16 protein-coding genes, 1 tRNA gene and 1 pseudogene are annotated in these 17,868 nt (G+C 58.7%); 12 read left to right on the top strand and 6 right to left on the bottom strand.

Annotation, left to right across the window (positions count from 1 at the left end):
• Both BS627_RS24750 and BS627_RS22325 read left to right on the top strand, forming a co-directional pair.
• A partial coding sequence (locus BS627_RS24750) for a hypothetical protein (protein WP_205635508.1) occupies positions 1-447 on the top strand: 447 nt, incomplete at its 5' end.
• 20 nt (positions 448-467) lie between these two features.
• Positions 468-692 carry a hypothetical protein gene (locus BS627_RS22325; protein ID WP_121689899.1) on the top strand — a complete coding sequence of 75 codons (225 nt, stop codon included), beginning with the start codon at positions 468-470 and terminating at the stop codon, positions 690-692.
• Between the two features lie 56 nt (positions 693-748).
• Here the strand turns inward: BS627_RS22325 and BS627_RS22330 are convergent, their stop codons facing one another.
• The 4 genes and pseudogenes from BS627_RS22330 to BS627_RS22340 all read right to left on the bottom strand — a co-directional run bounded on the left by BS627_RS22330 (position 749) and on the right by BS627_RS22340 (position 3,654).
• Positions 749-2,209: a site-specific integrase gene (locus BS627_RS22330; RefSeq protein ID WP_165691356.1), complete on the bottom strand. Its 1,461-nt coding sequence runs from the start codon at positions 2,207-2,209 to the stop codon at positions 749-751.
• A 54-nt stretch (positions 2,210-2,263) separates the two neighbouring features.
• Positions 2,264-2,413 (bottom strand): annotated as a pseudogene (locus BS627_RS25115) (DUF6538 domain-containing protein); the annotation flags it as partial.
• Positions 2,414-2,479: 66 nt separating this feature from the next.
• Positions 2,480-2,555 (bottom strand) — tRNA-Thr (locus BS627_RS22335).
• A gap of 136 nt (positions 2,556-2,691) precedes the next feature.
• Positions 2,692-3,654, bottom strand: a complete 963-nt coding sequence (locus tag BS627_RS22340) for an NAD(P)H-dependent flavin oxidoreductase (RefSeq protein WP_077985360.1) — start codon at positions 3,652-3,654, stop codon at positions 2,692-2,694.
• Between the two features lie 254 nt (positions 3,655-3,908).
• Here BS627_RS22340 and BS627_RS22345 point away from each other — a divergent pair, with 254 nt between their 5' ends.
• Complete coding sequence (locus BS627_RS22345) at positions 3,909-5,054, top strand: hypothetical protein (RefSeq protein ID WP_162520450.1); 1,146 nt, start codon at positions 3,909-3,911, stop codon at positions 5,052-5,054.
• A gap of 48 nt (positions 5,055-5,102) precedes the next feature.
• Here the strand turns inward: BS627_RS22345 and ppk2 are convergent, their stop codons facing one another.
• The gene (ppk2, locus tag BS627_RS22350) at positions 5,103-5,984 is read right to left on the bottom strand and encodes a polyphosphate kinase 2 (RefSeq protein ID WP_077985362.1); all 882 of its coding nucleotides are present in this window, start codon (positions 5,982-5,984) and stop codon (positions 5,103-5,105) included.
• 233 nt (positions 5,985-6,217) lie between these two features.
• Here ppk2 and phoR point away from each other — a divergent pair, with 233 nt between their 5' ends.
• From phoR to phoB, 7 genes are all read left to right on the top strand, one after another.
• Positions 6,218-7,489 carry a phosphate regulon sensor histidine kinase PhoR gene (gene phoR, locus BS627_RS22355; RefSeq protein ID WP_077985363.1) on the top strand — a complete coding sequence of 424 codons (1,272 nt, stop codon included), beginning with the start codon at positions 6,218-6,220 and terminating at the stop codon, positions 7,487-7,489.
• Between the two features lie 195 nt (positions 7,490-7,684).
• Positions 7,685-8,719 carry a substrate-binding domain-containing protein gene (locus tag BS627_RS22360; protein ID WP_077985364.1) on the top strand — a complete coding sequence of 345 codons (1,035 nt, stop codon included), beginning with the start codon at positions 7,685-7,687 and terminating at the stop codon, positions 8,717-8,719.
• 263 nt (positions 8,720-8,982) lie between these two features.
• The gene (gene pstC / locus BS627_RS22365) at positions 8,983-10,467 is read left to right on the top strand and encodes a phosphate ABC transporter permease subunit PstC (RefSeq protein WP_077985365.1); all 1,485 of its coding nucleotides are present in this window, start codon (positions 8,983-8,985) and stop codon (positions 10,465-10,467) included.
• Complete coding sequence (gene pstA, locus BS627_RS22370) at positions 10,464-11,786, top strand: phosphate ABC transporter permease PstA (protein ID WP_077985366.1); 1,323 nt, start codon at positions 10,464-10,466, stop codon at positions 11,784-11,786. Before pstC ends, pstA begins: the two co-directional genes overlap by 4 nt.
• A gap of 14 nt (positions 11,787-11,800) precedes the next feature.
• Entirely contained in the window at positions 11,801-12,616 is an 816-nt protein-coding gene (gene pstB, locus BS627_RS22375; protein ID WP_077985367.1) for a phosphate ABC transporter ATP-binding protein PstB, read from the top strand.
• 96 nt (positions 12,617-12,712) lie between these two features.
• Positions 12,713-13,438, top strand: coding sequence for a phosphate signaling complex protein PhoU (gene phoU / locus BS627_RS22380; protein WP_077985368.1), 726 nt, complete (start codon positions 12,713-12,715; stop codon positions 13,436-13,438).
• Positions 13,439-13,468: 30 nt separating this feature from the next.
• A complete protein-coding gene (gene phoB / locus BS627_RS22385; protein ID WP_003493692.1) occupies positions 13,469-14,152 on the top strand; it encodes a phosphate regulon transcriptional regulator PhoB in 684 nt (227 codons plus the stop codon).
• Positions 14,153-14,531: 379 nt separating this feature from the next.
• Here phoB and BS627_RS22390 read toward each other — a convergent pair whose 3' ends face one another.
• A complete protein-coding gene (locus BS627_RS22390; RefSeq protein ID WP_077985369.1) occupies positions 14,532-15,065 on the bottom strand; it encodes a GcrA family cell cycle regulator in 534 nt (177 codons plus the stop codon).
• Positions 15,066-15,496: 431 nt separating this feature from the next.
• Here BS627_RS22390 and BS627_RS22400 point away from each other — a divergent pair, with 431 nt between their 5' ends.
• Positions 15,497-16,696 (top strand): aspartate aminotransferase family protein, encoded by a 1,200-nt coding sequence (locus BS627_RS22400; RefSeq protein WP_077985371.1) that lies wholly within the window; start codon positions 15,497-15,499, stop codon positions 16,694-16,696.
• Positions 16,697-16,753: 57 nt separating this feature from the next.
• The gene (gene argF, locus BS627_RS22405; RefSeq protein ID WP_003519982.1) at positions 16,754-17,671 is read left to right on the top strand and encodes an ornithine carbamoyltransferase; all 918 of its coding nucleotides are present in this window, start codon (positions 16,754-16,756) and stop codon (positions 17,669-17,671) included.
• Positions 17,672-17,868: the final 197 nt, after the last annotated feature.

The following is a 17,868-nucleotide window of genomic DNA, read 5'->3' on the forward strand; positions in this document are numbered from 1 at the left end:
CTCACATCCAAAGAACTCGTATGCCCGAAATACCTTACTCAGCATCAGACCCGCCAGATGGGATCTCCTTGCCGCTTACGCATTGCCCTCAATCTTCTCGCCTCATACAGGCGGGCGTACGATAATCCCGTCGATCCAGATTTCGACCCGCTTCGGTGGCTTGATGACAACCGGGAAAAATACCGGATCGAACTACGGCACCTATCCTCGTTTGCAGGTACAGGATCGAACGCAGAAGCTCTCGCACTTCTGGTAGACGTAACCGAACGCAAGGCCGCAGAGAAGCGTATTCAGCGAATGGGTGCGGCGGCACAGTTAACCGCTAGAGCAATCGCAGCCCTGCCAGACATCGCACTGCTACTAGTCATTGTCGCCGCACTCTGCATTCCGCTGAGGGCAGCTTTCCGGCGCACGGGGAGATCAGTGTCAGCGACGGCGAACACATAACCGCAACGGGAGAACCAATAATGACAAACAAAGCGATGGCGCTAACACAGCGGCAGGTCAAAGCATTGTGCCTCGGCGCAGCGCAGGCAGGATTTGTGGCTGAGATCCTTATCAATGGGGCGTTCATTCGGCTCGTGCCACAGGATGCGCCACCATCAATGGTCTACAAAACGCCCGAGCAGCTAAGGGAAGAAGAGCTGGACGACGAACTGGAGAGGTTCAAGAAGAAGCATGGTTACACCTGATTATCATTAGGGCATGTTAGTTTTCGGTTGGCTGTACCTCGCCCACCAATAGCTCTTCAAAGTTTCTGCGTCGGCAAGCTATAGTCTAGCTTCTGTATCGCCTCGTTCAGCACCTGTAGGGTGTGGCCCCCGAAATAATTCTGGTAGGTCACGCCTTGCTGGCTATGCCCAACGAGAGCTTTAACAAGAGGGTCGGGCACCTGTGCATTTACCAATTGCGTAACGACTGTGTGCCGGAGACTATGGAAAACAAGCTCCTTGGTTTTCAGGTTGAGCTTAGGCAGAAGCTGTTCATTGAACCAGCGTCCGAGATTGCGACCACGGCCATGCTCAACCGAGTTCGGCAGCTCCTGAAAAAGCTTTTGTTTTCCCTGCTTGCGCAAAGCCTCCACATGCTCCAGTAGTCCGAGCCGGATTAGTTCGTTATGTATCGGCACCCTGCGCTTTGATGCCTGTGTCTTAAGCTGTTTGTCGTCGCCTTCATCATTGAAGTCAAAAAACCATAGGCCATCCTGCTGCTGAATGTCGGCGAGATCGATCTGTGCAATCTCGTTCAGTCGTGCGCCGGTGTACACGCCTATAAGCGGCCCCCATTTCTGATGCTGCTTTCTGGCATACACCATGCTGTTGTCCACAACAGCCGCCAGAATGACGCGCACCTGCTCAGGCGTGAAGTCCTCACGACCCTTCTGTACGCGATGCCGGTTCTGTTTGATTGTCACCCCAGCAAACAGGTTGCGTTCAATGTAACCGTGCTGATGTGCGTACCCAAAGAAATCATTGTAAGTCTGTAGATACTTGTTGATGGAGGGAACGGACAGGCGCGGAAGGTTCGTTAGTTTTAGAACCTCGTCCAACGGCTTGCCTTTGGTCGCCTGCTTTTTGTGCCGGTGTGTCGGCAGAGCTACAAGGGTGTCTTTCACAGTCGTAACGTCTTGAGCAGTGAGTGTGGCAATGTCGCGGTTCTCACCAAAAAGCTCTGTAAGCAGGCTAAGATATTCCTCTTTGCCCATTACCGTAGTCGGTACCCAGTTCTCTCCGAGTTTACGTTCCCGAATGAACCGCTTGGCTAGCTCCTCAATGGTGATGCCAGATAGCGATGTGTGTTGCAGAGGCGAGTGAGGGGGCGTTGCGAAATGGGCCGCTACTGGTGCGGCAGTCTGGGTTGGCGCGCGCAGGTCAAAGTCGTCGTATGACGCGTCGTGCTCCAGAACCGTTTTCAGAAAACTGCGCACAGCTTTTTTAAAATCTTGTTCTAGCCAAACGTACTGACCATCCGTTTTGGAAAACGGTACGTTGTATTGAGTCATGAAGCCTGAAAGCAGGCTTTCATAGCCAGTGGCAAAGGAGAGAGGGGTATCTGTTTCAATTTCCTGCTGCGTCGCTGCAAGTCGTTGCTGGTAATCCTGACGCGTCTGTTCGGTCAGACGTCCCTTGCTATCGATCTCGTTCGTAACCTTGGTCAGAAGATCGCGAAAATGCTGTGTCAGCAGACCGCGCAGTTCCTTGTATTCCATCCCGTATGCAATTCCATGATCTGTAAGTCGTTCACCTATCTGGATCATAGACCGGGACAAACGCAATGCCTTTCGTGGATCGCGTGTCTGTAGAGAAAGCTTGATTGTTTCGGCTTTACCGTTCGGGTGTAGCTGCTTCGGCAACGGCCAACGGAAGTAGAATACGCCGTGCCGGGACTTAAGAATGTAGGAGGGGATAAACAAAGAAATGTCTCACCGAAATGTCCCACCTGTGGAAATCGGTATTCAAGTCTTTGATTTTTAAGGAAATGGTGCCGCTTACGTGACTCGAACACGTGACCCCGTCATTACGAATGACGTGCTCTACCAACTGAGCTAAAGCGGCCCGATTTTGACCCGCTTGTTGCGGATCAGCTTCATGGCGGGCTGATACAGGCAATGTTCACGGATTTCAAGCCTTGAATGTGCTGGTTTTGAAATTTCCGCAAAAAGCTTTGCCTGTCCATTGTTTGCCCGAGACTTCAGCCTTTCCCGCAGATGCGCTTTTTGGCCGTTTCATATTCATTTGCCAAGCGATCAACGAGCACCGCCACCGGTTCCACCGCCTTGACGGCGCCGATTCCTTGCCCCGCGCCCCAGATATCCTTCCAGGCCTTGGCGCCGCCGGAGACTGTTTCGAAGTCCATTTTTGAAGGATCGGCTCCGGGCAGATTGTCGGGGTCCATGCCCGAGGCGACGATCGAGCTTTTCAGGTAGTTGCCATGCACACCCGTGAAATAGTTCGAATAGACGATATCCTTGGCCTGCGCTTCCACAATCGCCTGCTTGTAGCCTTCGGATGCGCGCGCTTCCTCGGTGGCGATGAAAGGGGAGCCGATATAGGCCATATCCGCGCCCATGGCCTGCGCCGCGAGAATGGAGCCGCCATTGGCGATGGCGCCGGCCAGCAGCAGCGGGCCGTCGAACCATTCGCGGATTTCCTGAACGAGGGCGAAGGGTGAAAGCGTGCCCGCATGTCCGCCGGCACCCGTCGCCACCGCGATAAGCCCATCCGCACCCTTGCGAATGGCGGAGCGGGCATGGCGGTCGTTGATGACGTCATGGAGCACGATGCCGCCATAGGAATGCACGGCCGCATTGACCTCCGGCACCGCGCCAAGTGAGGAAATCACCACCGGCACCTTGTATTTCACGCAAAGGCTGAGGTCATGTTCCAGCCGGCGATTGGACATGTGCACGATCTGGTTGACCGCGAAGGGTGCTGCCGGGCGCTCGGGATTGGCCCGGTTATGAGCCTCAAGCTCCTCGGTAATCATTGCCAACCATTCGTCAAGCTGGCTTTCAGGCCGCGCATTGAGTGCCGGGAAAGCGCCGATGACGCCGGCCTTGCATTGCGCCAGCGTCAGTTGCGGATGTGAAATGATGAATAGCGGTGATGCTATGACCGGAAGACGCAGATTGTCTTTCAGCACGGACGGTAGCATGTCTCCTCCCATGAATTACGTTTACGCGCACGTAAGTCAATATCGCGTTCAGCAGCAGATTGAAAGCGAAAACAGCACGGCATTCGCCTCTCGAATCTGCGTTCGTAGCGCCACAATGGATCGATTTTCCTGAAATCAATCCGGTCTTTATCATAAACGAAGCTTGCGGAGGGGCGGTATAGCCGTTACCGAATCGTGAACCCATGGCGCAGCGCCGCATATTTTTGCAAAGCGCAATAGAACAAGGATCGGTCGTGAGCGGACTGGAAACGGCAATCAGAAATGCTCTGGAAAAATCGGACAGATCGAACGCCGAAGTTCGTGCGCGGATTTATCAATCTTCCCGTCAGGCGCTGGAAGCGGGCCTGCGCAAGCAGGGCATAGACGATCCGCAGCTTGTCGCCCAGCAGCGCCAGCGGCTTGAAGGGCTGATCCACCAGATCGAGAATGAAGAGCGCAACCGGCTTCTGGATATGGTGGAACAGCAATTGCGTCCGCCAGTAGCGGAAAGTCCGGCACAGGATGATCACGCGGTCGATCCCGTTTCGCAGACGCCTCACCACGGCGATTTGGGTGTTGAGCCGGAACTGCGTGGTGAAACGCGAGATGTTCGACCGGGTGCTGCCGTCGCTCCGGCGCCGTTGAATGCGGGACAGCGCAATGGAAAGCCGCCGAAGAGAGGCTCCCGCGCCAGCGATTCTTCGCTTGCCTTCCGCCCGGAAGGCGCGGTGGGCCGCCGCAAACGCCGGGGGCTTTTCGCCCGGCTTTTCATCTACGTGACGCTTCTGGCCTTCATCGGTTTCGGCGCCTGGTGGGTTTATTCCTCTGGCCTCCTGCTCTCGCCGGAGCAGCGCGATACCAGCGTGCCCAATCCGCCGGCGCAGGTGCAGGCGGAGGATTTCAACGGGACGGAGCCCGCGCCGCGCCTTTCCGCCGGCCGTGGTTTTTCCGATGACTGGGTGGAAATCTTTAACGCGGAGCGTGGCGGTTCCGGTGTTTCGGCCGGCCCGCGCGCCAATGTGGAAAACATCGCCACACCCGCCGGCAAGGCGATAAAGCTGACCTCGAGGAGTGTCTCGCAGGATGGCGCCGTCAGCGTCGAGGTTCCGGTGGAGGTGATGCGGGATATGGCGGGCAAGTCCTCGACCATTTCGATCACGCTGCAATCCTCCAGCGACCGGCAGACCCAGGTTTCCGTCGCCTGTGATTTCGCGACATTGGGCGATTGCTCCCGCCACCGCTTCACCGCCACGGCCGAGCGCGCGGACATGCTGCTAAATACGACATTCGAACGATCTCTCGCCCCCAATGCGCCGGGCAAGATCTTCATCAACAGCGATATCGATGGCAGCGGCCGCCCGGTTAATCTTTATTCCGTGCGCATTCTGCCGGGCCAGTAAGAGAAAAACAGGCGTCTCGAAAGGAGGCGCCCGTCAGCGTTTTGGGTCCTATTTGATAAAATCCGGCCCCGATCCCACAATCTTGTCGTCGATTTCGCCGATCGCCTTTTTGTCCTTCCCCTCATAATCGAGCGCCAGAAGGATGTGGCGGATGAGGTTCACCCGTGCGCGGCGCTTGTCATTGGCGCGCACCACCGTCCAGGGGGCGTCGTCGGTGTGGGTATTTGCCAGCATCTCGTCGCGTTTTTGCGTGTAGTCGTCCCATTTCGTCAGCGCCGCTATATCCATATCCGAAAGCTTCCAGCATTTCAGCGGGCTGTGGCGGCGGTCATGAAAACGCTCGATCTGCGTTTCGCGGCCGATATCGAGCCAGAATTTGAACAGATGAACATCGTCGTGGACCAGCATCTTTTCCAGGCGCGGCGTTTCCTTGAGGAAGCGTTTGTGTTCCTCCGGCGTGCAGAACCCCATGACCGGCTCGACCCCGGCGCGGTTATACCAGGAGCGGTCAAAGAGAACGAATTCGCCGGCGGTCGGAAAATGCGAGATATAGCGCTGGAAATACCATTGGCCGCGTTCGGTTTCCGTCGGCTTGGTCAGCGCCACCACGCGCGCATAGCGGGGATTGAGATAGGCCCTCGCCGCGAAGATCGCGCCGCCCTTTCCCGCCGCATCACGGCCCTCGAAAACCGCCATCACCCTTTTGCCGGTGGTCTGCAGCCAGAACTGCACCTTGACAAGCTCCACCTGCAGTGCCTCGAGAGTGGTGTCGTAGTCCTCCCGCTTCATCTTCTTGTCGTAGGGAAAGTTGCCGGCGGAAAGTTTCTTTTCCTCAACCCACTCAGGAAGAACCGGATCGTCGATGTCGAAGCTGCGCAGTTTGCCGTCTACGGTGATATCGACCGTCCGCTTCTTCGTTTCTTCGCCCATGGTTTCCTCCGGCCGTTGTTGTGTAAAGGCAACTCAACGCCAATGAGTTCACATCCGTTGCCAGAATTCAAGTGAAACAGAACCGCTTGACCGGCCCGCGGCGGCGAGGGCAATTGCGGCGTCGATTTTGCGCATATACGTTGTGGAAAATGCGCGGCGATGAATCTCTGTCATGAAGCTGGCCTATGAGATTTCGATGCGCTGTCAGATGAAAGTGGAAAGAGCAGGCTTAAATGGCAGTCATGGAAGGCGATGGTGGATTAAGGCGTTTGGGAAAGAAGCTCGGCCGGAACTGGTTGCCCCTTCTCATCGTCAGTATGCTCGCCATCGTGGCCGTTGCCGAGCTTAACACGCCCTATATGCCCGCCGCCCTGTGGCTTTGCGCCGTCATTGCCATCCTCACCGGCCGGGAGGGCCCGGTGCCAGATTCCGCAAAGGACGGAAGTCCGGCTGCCGAGACGGATGAACAAGAAGTGCCCGGCGAAAACGTCATTTCCGGCGTAAGGGCGGGGCTCGCGGTTCTGGACACGCCCGTTTTCATGCTCGACAGGAACGCCAGCGTGCTGTTCCAGAACGGCGCGGCCGAGCGCGCCTTCGGCCAGTTGCCTGCCGGCGCGCATATTTCCGCCCGGTTGCGCTCTCCCGGCCTTTTGGATGTCATTCGCGAAACCATCACCACCGGCCAGCCCAATCAGGTCGAACATTCGGAGCGCTTCCCTTCCGAACGGGTCTTCATCGTCCGTATTGCCCGTGCGGATGTGGGAGAGGGGGCGGGTCCGCCATTCTACATCCTGTCGTTCCGCGACGTCTCAGAGCTCCGACGCATCGACCGCATGCGCAGCGACTTTGTCGCCAATGCAAGCCATGAGCTGCGAACGCCACTCGCCTCGCTCCGTGGCTTCATTGAAACCATGCAGGGGCCGGCGCGCAACGACCCCAAGGCGCAGGAACGTTTCCTCGCCATCATGCTGGATCAGGCAACCCGCATGAGCCGGCTGGTGGACGATCTCATGTCCCTTTCGCGGCTGGAACTGCGTGCAAATATCGCGCCGGACCAGAGGGTCGATCTCGTTCCCGTCATCGGCCATGTGCGCGATACGTTGCTGCCGCTTGCCGACGAGCTTGAGGTGACCATCACGCTGCACCTGCCGGACCGGCCGGCGGAAGTGCAGGGAGATCGCGACGAACTGGTGCAGGTGTTCCAGAATCTCGTTGAAAATGCTTGCAAATACGGCCAGGAAGGCAAGGTCGTGGATGTCTGGTTGCGGGCCGAACCCGGCAAACCTGTGGAGGTGAGCGTCATCGACAAGGGGCCGGGCATTCCCGCCGAACACGTGCCCCGCCTGACAGAGCGTTTTTATCGTGTCAGCGTCGCCGACAGCCGGTCGAAAAAGGGCACGGGTCTCGGCCTTGCCATCGTCAAGCACATCCTCACCCGCCATCGCGCCCGCCTCATCATTAAATCGGAATTGGGCAGCGGCACGGACTTCACGGTCAGATTTTGACATAAAATATGCATCTGTTTTTGATGTGGTGAATATTTATAAATAAAATCAATAGTTTAAATTGTCACAAATCTTTCGTCAAAGTGACATAAAAGGAAGTGGCTACGGTGGTTAAGAAAAGGTCGCCGAGCGCAAGCTAAGAGCGAGTGTCGCTATCGGCTGCGTCCACAACAAAGCCCACGACGGGAGAGACAAATGAACATCGTTAAATTTTCCGCAGCAGCTCTGGTGGCTTCTGTCGCCTTCGCTGGCGCCGCTGCTGCTCGCGACCAGATCCAGGTTGCCGGTTCCTCCACGGTTCTGCCCTACGCCAAGATTGTTGCCGAGACCTTTGCCGAAACCTTCCCGAACTTCAAGGCTCCGGTTGTTGAGTCCGGCGGCACGGGCGGCGGTCTGAAGGCGTTCTGCTCCGGCGTCGGCGAAGGCACCATCGACATTGCAAACGCTTCGCGCGCGATCAAGAGCGACGAACTGGCCGCCTGTAAGGCTGCTGGTGTTACCGACGTTCAGGAAGTGAAGATCGGTTACGACGGTATCGTCTTTGCGATGGACTCTTCCAACAAGGACATCAAGCTGGAGCCGAAGGATCTTTACCTTGCTCTCGCCGCTGAAGTCGTCAAGGACGGCAAGCTCGTTGCCAACCCCTACAAGAAGTGGTCGGAAATCAACAAGGAACTGCCTGACGTCGCTATCGCCGCTTACATCCCGGGCTCCAAGCACGGCACGCGCGAAGTCTTCGAAGAGAAGATCATGGCTGACGGCTGCAAGGAAGCCGGCGCCACCGACGTCATCAAGACGCTCATCACCGACGCCAAGCAGGCCGCTGCAAAGTGCGTTGCAGTTCGCAAGGACGGCGCAGCTGTCGATATCGACGGCGACTACACCGAAACGCTCGCTCGTATCGACGCCAACAAGACCGGCCTCGGCGTTTTCGGCCTCGCTTTCTATGAAAACAATGCTGACCGTCTGAAGGTTGCGACCGTTTCGGGCGTCGTTCCGTCCACCGAAACCGTTGCCAGCGGCAAGTACCCGGTTTCGCGCCCGCTGTTCTTCTACGTGAAGAAGGCTCACCTGGGCGTTATCCCGGGTCTTAAGGAATATGTCGAGTTCTTCACGTCCGACGAGATGATCGGCCCGGATTCCCCGCTCGCCAACTACGGCCTGGTTGCTGCCCCCGACGCAGAGCGTGAAGAAATCCGCTCGAAGTTCTCGGCCGGCTCCACGATGTAATGAAGAAGGAGGGGCGCGGCTTTGCTGTGCCCCTCATTCAGCCTCGCTGGGGCCGTCGTCCGCGGTTGACAGTTCCCATTCATCGCCATCCACATGATTGTCGATGGATTTCAGATGGATAGGATGTATCAACCTTGACGCTTGCCAGACGATGATACAGTCAGGCGGCAGGCATCACGGCATGGTCCAGCGGTCTCGTTTTGATGACTTTTTGATTTGCCCGATATCGCACCGTGCCCTTGAGGCACGCCGAGGGAACTCTAATGAACACATCGATCCTTTTGCTGCTACTGGCGCTCATCGGCATCGCCAGCTATCTGCTCGGCAGCCGGCGCGCCGTCGCCCTGTCTGGCGGTCGCCCGTCCAACATGCATTCCCGTGCCGGTTATCACGGCTCTTACGCGGTCGTCTGGGCGGTGCTGCCCGCGGCGTTCATTCTCTGCGCCTGGCTCATTGTCAGCCCGTTGCTCGTCACTTCGGCGGTGCGCGGCGATTTTCCCGAGGATGTGCGCGCGCAGTCCGAAGCGCAGCAGAGCCTGACCTACGGCATGGTGACCTCCATCGCCCGTGGCCTGCAGCGACTGACGCCGGAGGAAACCGCGCAGGTCGAGGCGGATACGGCTGCGGTCCGGCCGCTTCTGGCTTCCAAGGGTGTTGCAATCGCCGGTGATCCCGAGCGTTTCATGATCGATGCCGCCCACACGCTCAACAGCATGACCGCCACCAGCCGCATCGCGATGATCGCCATCGTCCTGCTGGCCGCATTCGGTGGCGCCGCCTATGCGCTGCGTTCGATCGCGCCGCGTTTCCGGGCGCGCAACAAGGTCGAGAAAGTCATTCTCGCGGCCCTGCTCGTCGCTTCGTCCATCGCCATTCTCACGACCATCGGCATCGTCTTTTCGATGCTGACCGAGGCGATCCAGTTCTTTACCATGGTGCCGGCGCACCAGTTCTTTTTTGGAACGGTCTGGGATCCGCGTTTTGCTGCGGCGGGTGCCACAGACTCCGCCGGCCAGTTCGGCCTAATCCCGCTGCTCGCCGGCACGCTTTATATCGGTTTCGTCGCCATGCTGGTTGCGGTTCCGGTCGGTCTCTTCTCGGCGATCTACATGGCGGAATATGCCTCGCCGCGTTTCCGCTCCATGGCAAAGCCGCTGCTTGAAGTGCTCGCCGGCATTCCCACCATCGTCTACGGTTTCTTCGCGCTGACGACGGTCGGTCCTTTCCTCAGAGACATCTCCACGCAGATCAATGGTCTGGCGACGGGCGACTACGCCAATTTCATCCAGGCGCAGAGCGTCATCACCGCCGGCTTCGTCATGGGTATCATGCTGATCCCGTATGTGTCGTCGCTGTCGGACGATATCATCACCGCCGTGCCGCGCTCGCTGCGTGACGGTTCGCTCGGTCTTGGCGCCACGCGTTCCGAAACGATCAAGAGGGTCATTATTCCGGCCGCTCTTCCCGGCATCGTCGGCGCCGTGCTGATGACGGCTTCGCGCGCCATCGGCGAAACCATGATCGTGGTTCTGGCCGCCGGCGTGGCGGCCCGTCTTCAGCTCAACCCCTTCGAGCCGATGACCACCGTCACCGTCAAGATTGTCAGCCAGCTCACCGGCGACCTCGAATTCACCTCGCCGCAGACGCTGGTCGCCTTCGCGCTCGGCATCACGCTTTTCGCCATCACGCTTTGCCTGAATATCTACGCGCTTTACATCGTGCGCAAATACCGGGAGCAATATGAATGACCGACATCGTTTCTCCCGCAGCCGGCGCGAGCGCCGTCAACAGGGCCACGCGCCGTGATATCGGCATCAAGCGCCGTTATGCCGCCGAACGCCGCTTCCGCGCCTACGGCATCGCGGCGATCTCCTTCGGCCTCATCTTCCTCTTCCTGCTGCTCTGGTCGGTTTTCTCCAAGGGTTACACCGCTTTCCAGCAGACGATGATCACCGTTCCGGTTGAGTTTTCCGAACAGATCATCGATCCGAAGAATGAACGCGCCACAAACCCGACAAAGCTGATGACGGCCAATTATCCCGTCGTCGCCCGCGATGCGGTCGCCAAGGTTCTTGGTGTTGCACCGACGGACCGCGCCGGCCTACGCGCCGTCAGCCTGCTGATTTCCGACAGCGTGCGCACGCAGCTTCGCGACATCGTCGTTGCCGATCCCGCCGTTATCGGCACCACGCGCACCGTCACGCTTCTCGCTTCGGGGGATGTCGACAGCGCCTTCAAGGGCCAGGTCGATCTGACGGCGGATGAAGCCAATCGCCGCATCTCTAACCAGCAGCTCGGCTGGATGAACCAGCTCGCCGAAAGCGGCCAGCTCGGCAAACATTTCAATACCGGCATCTTCTTCAACGGCGCGTCGAGCCGTCCGGAAGCGGCGGGTGTGGGTGTGGCGCTGATCGGCTCCTTCTACATGATGCTGATCGTGCTGGTGCTGTCATTGCCGATCGGCGTCGCGGCCTCCATCTATCTCGAGGAATTCGCCCCGAAGAACCGTCTGACGGATCTTATCGAGGTGAATATCAACAATCTCGCGGCCGTTCCTTCGATTGTTTACGGTCTGCTCGGCCTCTCGGTCTTCATCAACTTCATGGGCTTTCCGCGCTCGGCCTCGCTGGTCGGCGGCCTCGTCCTGACGCTGATGACCCTGCCGACGATCATCATCGCGACGCGCGCTGCCCTGAAGGCCGTGCCGCCGTCTATCCGCGCCGCCGCCCTCGGCCTCGGCGCTTCCAAGATGCAGACGATCTTCCACCATGTGCTGCCGCTCGCCATGCCCGGCATCCTCACCGGCACCATCATCGGTCTCGCCCACGCGCTGGGGGAAACGGCGCCGCTGCTCCTGATCGGCATGGTGGCATTCGTCGCGAATTACCCGACAACGCCGATGGATCCGTCCACGGCCCTGCCGGTGCAGATTTACATGTGGGCGAACGAAGCCGAGCGTGCCTTTGTCGAAAGGACATCCGGCGCTATCATCATCCTGCTTTTGTTCCTCATTGTCATGAATGTTGGCGCAATCCTGTTGCGTCGCCGCTTCGAACGGCGCTGGTAGAGGGAGATTGAGCAATGAACATGTTGTCGGAAGCAGCAGTTGAAAAGGCGCTGGACAAGAAAATGAATGAAGTCTCATACAAGATGATCGGCAAGGACGTTTCGGTTTATTACGGCGAAAAGCGTGCGCTCTACGACGTGAACCTGAATGTTCGCGAAAATACGGTGACGGCGCTGATCGGCCCGTCTGGCTGCGGTAAATCCACCTTCCTGCGCACCCTGAACCGCATGAACGACACGATCGACGGTTGCCGGGTGACCGGAAAAATCACGCTCGACACCGACGATATCTACGATCAGGCAATCGATGTCGTGGAATTGCGCGCCCGCGTCGGCATGGTGTTCCAGAAGCCGAACCCTTTCCCGAAGTCGATCTACGAAAACATTTCCTACGGTCCGCGCATCCATGGTCTCGCCCGCAACAAGGCGGATATGGACCAGATCGTCGAGCAGAGCCTGCAGAAGGCCGGCCTCTGGAACGAAGTGAAGGATCGCCTGCAGGAATCCGGCACGGGTCTTTCCGGCGGTCAGCAACAGCGCCTGTGCATCGCCCGCGCGGTTGCCGTCAGCCCGGAAGTGATCCTGATGGACGAACCCTGCTCGGCGCTCGACCCTATCGCGACCGCAAAGGTCGAGGAACTGATCCACGAGCTGCGCACCAATTACACCATCGTCATCGTCACGCACTCCATGCAGCAGGCGGCGCGTGTTTCCCAGCGCACGGCCATGTTCCACCTTGGTCACCTTGTCGAGGAAAACGAAACCGACAAGATGTTCACCAATCCGGACGACCAGCGCACGCAGGATTACATCATGGGCCGCTTCGGCTGATCCCGGCCGGCGCTTTATCGAAACCGAACAAGACTGGTGCCTCTGCCGTGCCCGCTTCCGGGCACGCGCATGCAGGCCAAGCCGGAGGACTAGACCATGACACAGACAACGACCCATTCGCATATTCTGTCGGCATATGACGACGAACTGAAATTCCTGACGCGCCGTATCGCCGAAATGGGCGGTCTGGCGGAACAGATGTGCGCCGATGCCGTGCGTGCGCTGGTCAACTCCGACGCCGCACTCGCCCAGAAGGTCATTTCCGACGACGCGATCCTCGATCATTCCGAGCGTGAGATCGGCGACAAGGCCATCGTCACCATCGCCAGGCGCCAGCCGATGGCGGCAGACCTTCGCGAGATCATCGGCACGCTACGTATTGCAGCGGACCTCGAACGCGTTGGCGACCTCGGTAAGAATACTGCCAAGCGTGTCATCGCGGTTGCCGGCACCGGCGTGCCGCGCAAGCTCGCCCGTGGCATCGAACACCTCTCGGAACTGGCGCTGGTACAGCTCAAGGAAGTCCTCGACGTCTATTCGACACGTTCGGCGGAGAAGGCAAATGCCATCCGCGAGCGCGACGAAGAAATCGACGCCATGTACACGTCGCTCTTCCGTGAGCTTTTGACCTACATGATGGAAGATCCGCGCAACATCACTACCTGCACGCATCTTCTGTTCTGCGCCAAGAACATCGAGCGTATCGGCGACCACGCCACCAATATCGCCGAGACGATCTATTACATGACCACCGGCAGCCAGCCGGAAGGCGAGCGTCCTAAGGATGACAGTTCCAACACGCTCGGTTCGGTGACCGAGTAACAGACAGGCAGCGGCTTGCGGAGTTAGTATATGGTGCCCAAGATTGCAGTTGTGGAAGATGAGGAAGCGCTGAGCGTGCTGCTTCGTTACAATCTCGAGGCTGAGGGATATGACGTCGACACGATACCCCGTGGAGACGAGGCTGAAATTCGGCTGCAGGAACGTATTCCAGACCTTCTTATCCTGGATTGGATGCTTCCCGGCGTTTCCGGTATCGAACTGTGCCGTCGGCTCAGAATGCGGCCGGAAACCGAACGCCTGCCCATCATCATGCTGACGGCGCGCGGTGAGGAAAGCGAAAGGGTTCGCGGCCTCGCCACCGGCGCCGACGATTATGTCGTCAAGCCGTTCTCGACACCGGAACTCATGGCCCGGGTCAAGGCCATGCTGCGCCGGGCTCGCCCCGAGGTTCTGTCTTCGGTGCTGAAATGCGGCGATATCGAACTGGATCGCGAGACCCATCGCGTTCACCGCAAGAGCCGCGAAGTGCGCCTCGGCCCAACGGAGTTCCGCCTGCTGGAATTCCTGATGACTTCTCCCGGCCGGGTGTTTTCCCGCTCACAATTGCTGGATGGCGTCTGGGGTCACGATATCTATGTGGACGAACGCACCGTCGACGTGCATGTCGGACGTCTGCGCAAGGCGCTCAATTTTTCGCATATGCAAGATGTCATCCGCACCGTGCGCGGCGCCGGATATTCAATGGAAGCCTGAGGAAACCGAAACCGATGGTTTCACTCGGGAAAAATTCCCAAAATTCAGAAGGCCCGCAGCCGGGATGGTGGCGGGCCTTCTGAATTCGAACCTTCCCTAACGCGTGTCCTTGTTGTTTTTGAAGGCAACAGACGGTCTGCTTAGAGTCGGATTGCGCGGTGAAACCAGACAGGAGGGATGGCGCGGCACGTCGCCGACGAACTCAAAGTATTTGCCGCAAGGGCGCGTCGCGATTTTACATCCGCAGAAGGCGGAAGAAGAGGAATTGGGAGCGCCTCTCAAACAGCGTGCGCCCATTCCGGGACCGCCTTGAGTTTTGCCATAAAAAAACGGGCCCGAAGGCCCGTAGTTTTTGAGTGTCGAATGCGTGCCGCAACACTCAAGCTTTGCGACGTTCGCTTACCGGCTGGTAGGCGAGTTTCGCATGGAACTTGCAATAGGGTGAAGATTCCAGCGCTTCACAACCGCAGAAATGGAAATCGTCTTTCAAGGGGTCGCCGACCGGCCATTTGCAGGTGCGCTCCGTCAGTTCCGTCAACGTCAGGCGACGGGAAATCGGGGTGACGACGTTTCTGGAAGGAACGTAATCGAGGACTTCCGCGGTCTCGATGCCGATCTCTTCCTGAAGAGCCGTTGCTGCGTTGGAACGGGTCAGAACCCGAGCAGGCGCTGTGCCGACACGGCCCGCGAAATTCGTCGCGCGCGGGGCAGGAGCGGCGGCGCGCTTGGGCGCGGAACGCGCCGAAGTGACCGGGCCGCCGGCCTTGACGCGACCCGGCAGGTTGAGGCGGTGGACCTTGCCGATGACGGCATTACGGCTGACACCGCCCAGCTGCGCTGCTATCTGGCTGGCGCTAAGTCCCTCGGACCACAATTTCTTGAGTTTTTCGACCCGTTCGTCTGTCCAGTTCATGCCGCTTCTCCGCTCGTCGCGTATAATGTCGGCAGAATCCATCTCCGCCTCGCGGGCGTGCCGCGAGCGTGGTTTCTGCCTGATTTTCGGTGACTAGTTCCGCCGCAATGCAGTCTAGTAATTAGCGATTAACCTAGTGCCACGCAGACTCCGTGGCAAGAGTCGTGGGAATCATCTCGAATCGATTTTCCGGTTTTCCCCAACTTGCTGGCGAGTTGAGTCTGAAAGGCAACACCTTGGGCCTCATCCGCCGCCACCTACTAGGGCTTGAGAAGCCCGAGAAACGCGGACTTTTGTTGACATCGGCAGGCGAAGTGACAATAGTGCCCCTGCCGCCGCGAGGCGGCATTTTTGATTTTCAGGCGAGGGATAACCCCGAAAGCCTATTGACAACTGTCTGACAGCGCAACCGCGCAAGGAGTGATACAGCCATGGCCGAAGCCGCCGCGCCATTGTTCGATACGTTTGCAAGAGCCCCCCTGCGCTTCGAGCGAGGCGAGGGCGTCTGGCTGTTCACGGAAAGCGGCGAACGATATCTGGATTTTGCGGCCGGCGTTGCGGTCAATTCACTGGGTCACGCCCACCCGCACCTCGTGGAGGCGATCAAGACCCAGGCCGAGAAGGTCTGGCACGTCTCTAACCTTTATGAAGTGCCGGGCCAGGAAAAGCTTGCAAAGCGCCTGACGGAAGCGACATTCGCAGACAAGGTCTTCTTCACCAATTCCGGCGCGGAAGTGCTGGAATGCGCGATCAAGACGGCGCGCCGTTATCATTATTCCAAGGGGCATCCGGAAAAGTTCCGCATCGTCACCTTCGAAGGCGCCTTCCACGGCCGCACGCTCGCGACGATCGCCGCCGGCGGCCAGCAGAAATATCTCGAAGGTTTCGGTCCCAAGGTCGAGGGTTTCGACCAGGTGCCCTTCGGTGACGTTGATGCGCTGAAAGCCGCTATCACGGACGAGACGGCCGCGCTGCTGATCGAACCAATTCAGGGTGAGGGGGGTATTCGCGCACCAGCCAAGGAATTCCTGCAGCTGCTGCGGTCGCTCTGCGATGAGCATGGCATGCTGCTGATTTTCGACGAGGTCCAGACTGGTGTCGGCCGCACGGGCAAGCTCTTTGCCTATGAGCAGACAGGTGTTGCGCCGGATATTATGGCGGTTGCCAAGGGTATCGGCGGCGGCTTCCCGCTCGGCGCCTGCCTTGCGACGGCGGATGCCGCTTCCGGCATGACGGCAGGCGTGCATGGCACCACCTATGGCGGCAACCCGCTGGCCATGGCTGTTGGTAACGCCGTACTTGATGTCGTCCTCTCCGAGGGCTTCCTGGAAAAGGTTCGTGATGTCGCGCTGGTTTTCCGTCAGGGCCTTGCTTCGCTGAAAGATCGTTATCCCGATGTCATCGAGGAGATTCGCGGCGAAGGCCTGCTTCTCGGCATCAAGGCGAAGGTTCCCTCGGGTGAGCTGTTGCAGGCCATGCGCGCCGAGCATCTGCTGGGTGTGCCGGCGGGCGACAACGTCATCCGTCTTTTGCCGCCGCTCGTCACCACGGCGGAAGAGGCCCGCGAGGGCTTGGCGCGCGTGGAAGCGGCCGCCGCTTCACTGACAGTGAAACAGGCAAAGATCGCCTGAGGAAACAATAAATAGCGGGCCTCTTCCCCGAGGCTCGCGAGCATGGGACAGTTTGAAATGGCTTCACCTAAACATTTTCTCGACCTGTCGGCTGTCAGCTCGCAGGATCTGCGGGCAATTCTTGACGATGCCCGCGCACGCAAGGCCGCCACCAAGGCCGGAACGGCGGAAAAGCCGCTTGCTGGCAAGATGCTGGCAATGATCTTCGAAAAGCCCTCCACCCGCACGCGCGTCTCCTTCGATGTCGGTATGCGCCAGCTCGGCGGCGAGACGCTTTTCCTCTCTGGTACGGAAATGCAGCTCGGTCGCGCCGAAACGATCGGTGACACGGCCAAGGTGCTGTCGCGCTACGTCGACGCCATCATGATCCGCACGACGGATCATTCGCGCCTGCTGGAGCTTGCCGAACATGCGACGGTGCCGGTCATCAACGCCCTGACGGATGACACGCACCCCTGTCAGATCATGGCGGATATCATGACCTTCGAAGAACATCGCGGCCCAGTCAAAGGCAAGACCATTGCCTGGACAGGTGACGGCAACAACGTCCTGCATTCCTTTGTGGAAGGCTCGGCCCGTTTCGGTTACCGCATGACGATGGCCGTACCGATGGGCTCCGAACCGCATGACAAGTTCCTGAACTGGGCGCGCAATAATGGCGGCGAGATCATGCTGTGCCACGACGCCGACAAGGCCGTTGCGGGTGCGGACTGTGTCGTCACCGATACCTGGGTGTCCATGAACCAGGAACACAAGGCGCGCGGCCACAACATTTTCCAGCCCTATCAAGTCAATGAAGCTCTGATGGCCAAGGCGGAAAAAGATGCGCTGTTCATGCATTGCCTGCCGGCCCATCGCGGAGAGGAAGTAACGGATGCCGTGATCGACGGTCCGCAATCCGTCGTCTTCGACGAGGCGGAAAACCGCCTCCACGCGCAGAAGTCCATCATCGCATGGTGCATGGGCGTCATTTGATGAGCAGTCGCCCGGCCTGACACGCGTCACGCCGGGTGCTTGAACTTGACCGTATAGATTACCATCTGTGGGACTTCGAAGAGGCTCGTCGGTTTTGCTGGCGGGCCATCATCACGATTTGCACGTTTTTCCCCGGAAGCGGTTTCTCTTCCCGGGTCTCTGTGCGACAAGCGAAAAAAGCACATTTCGAAAGCCGG

Source organism: Agrobacterium salinitolerans, assembly GCF_002008225.1.
In the GTDB taxonomy this organism is placed as follows: Bacteria; Pseudomonadota; Alphaproteobacteria; order Rhizobiales; family Rhizobiaceae; genus Agrobacterium; species Agrobacterium salinitolerans.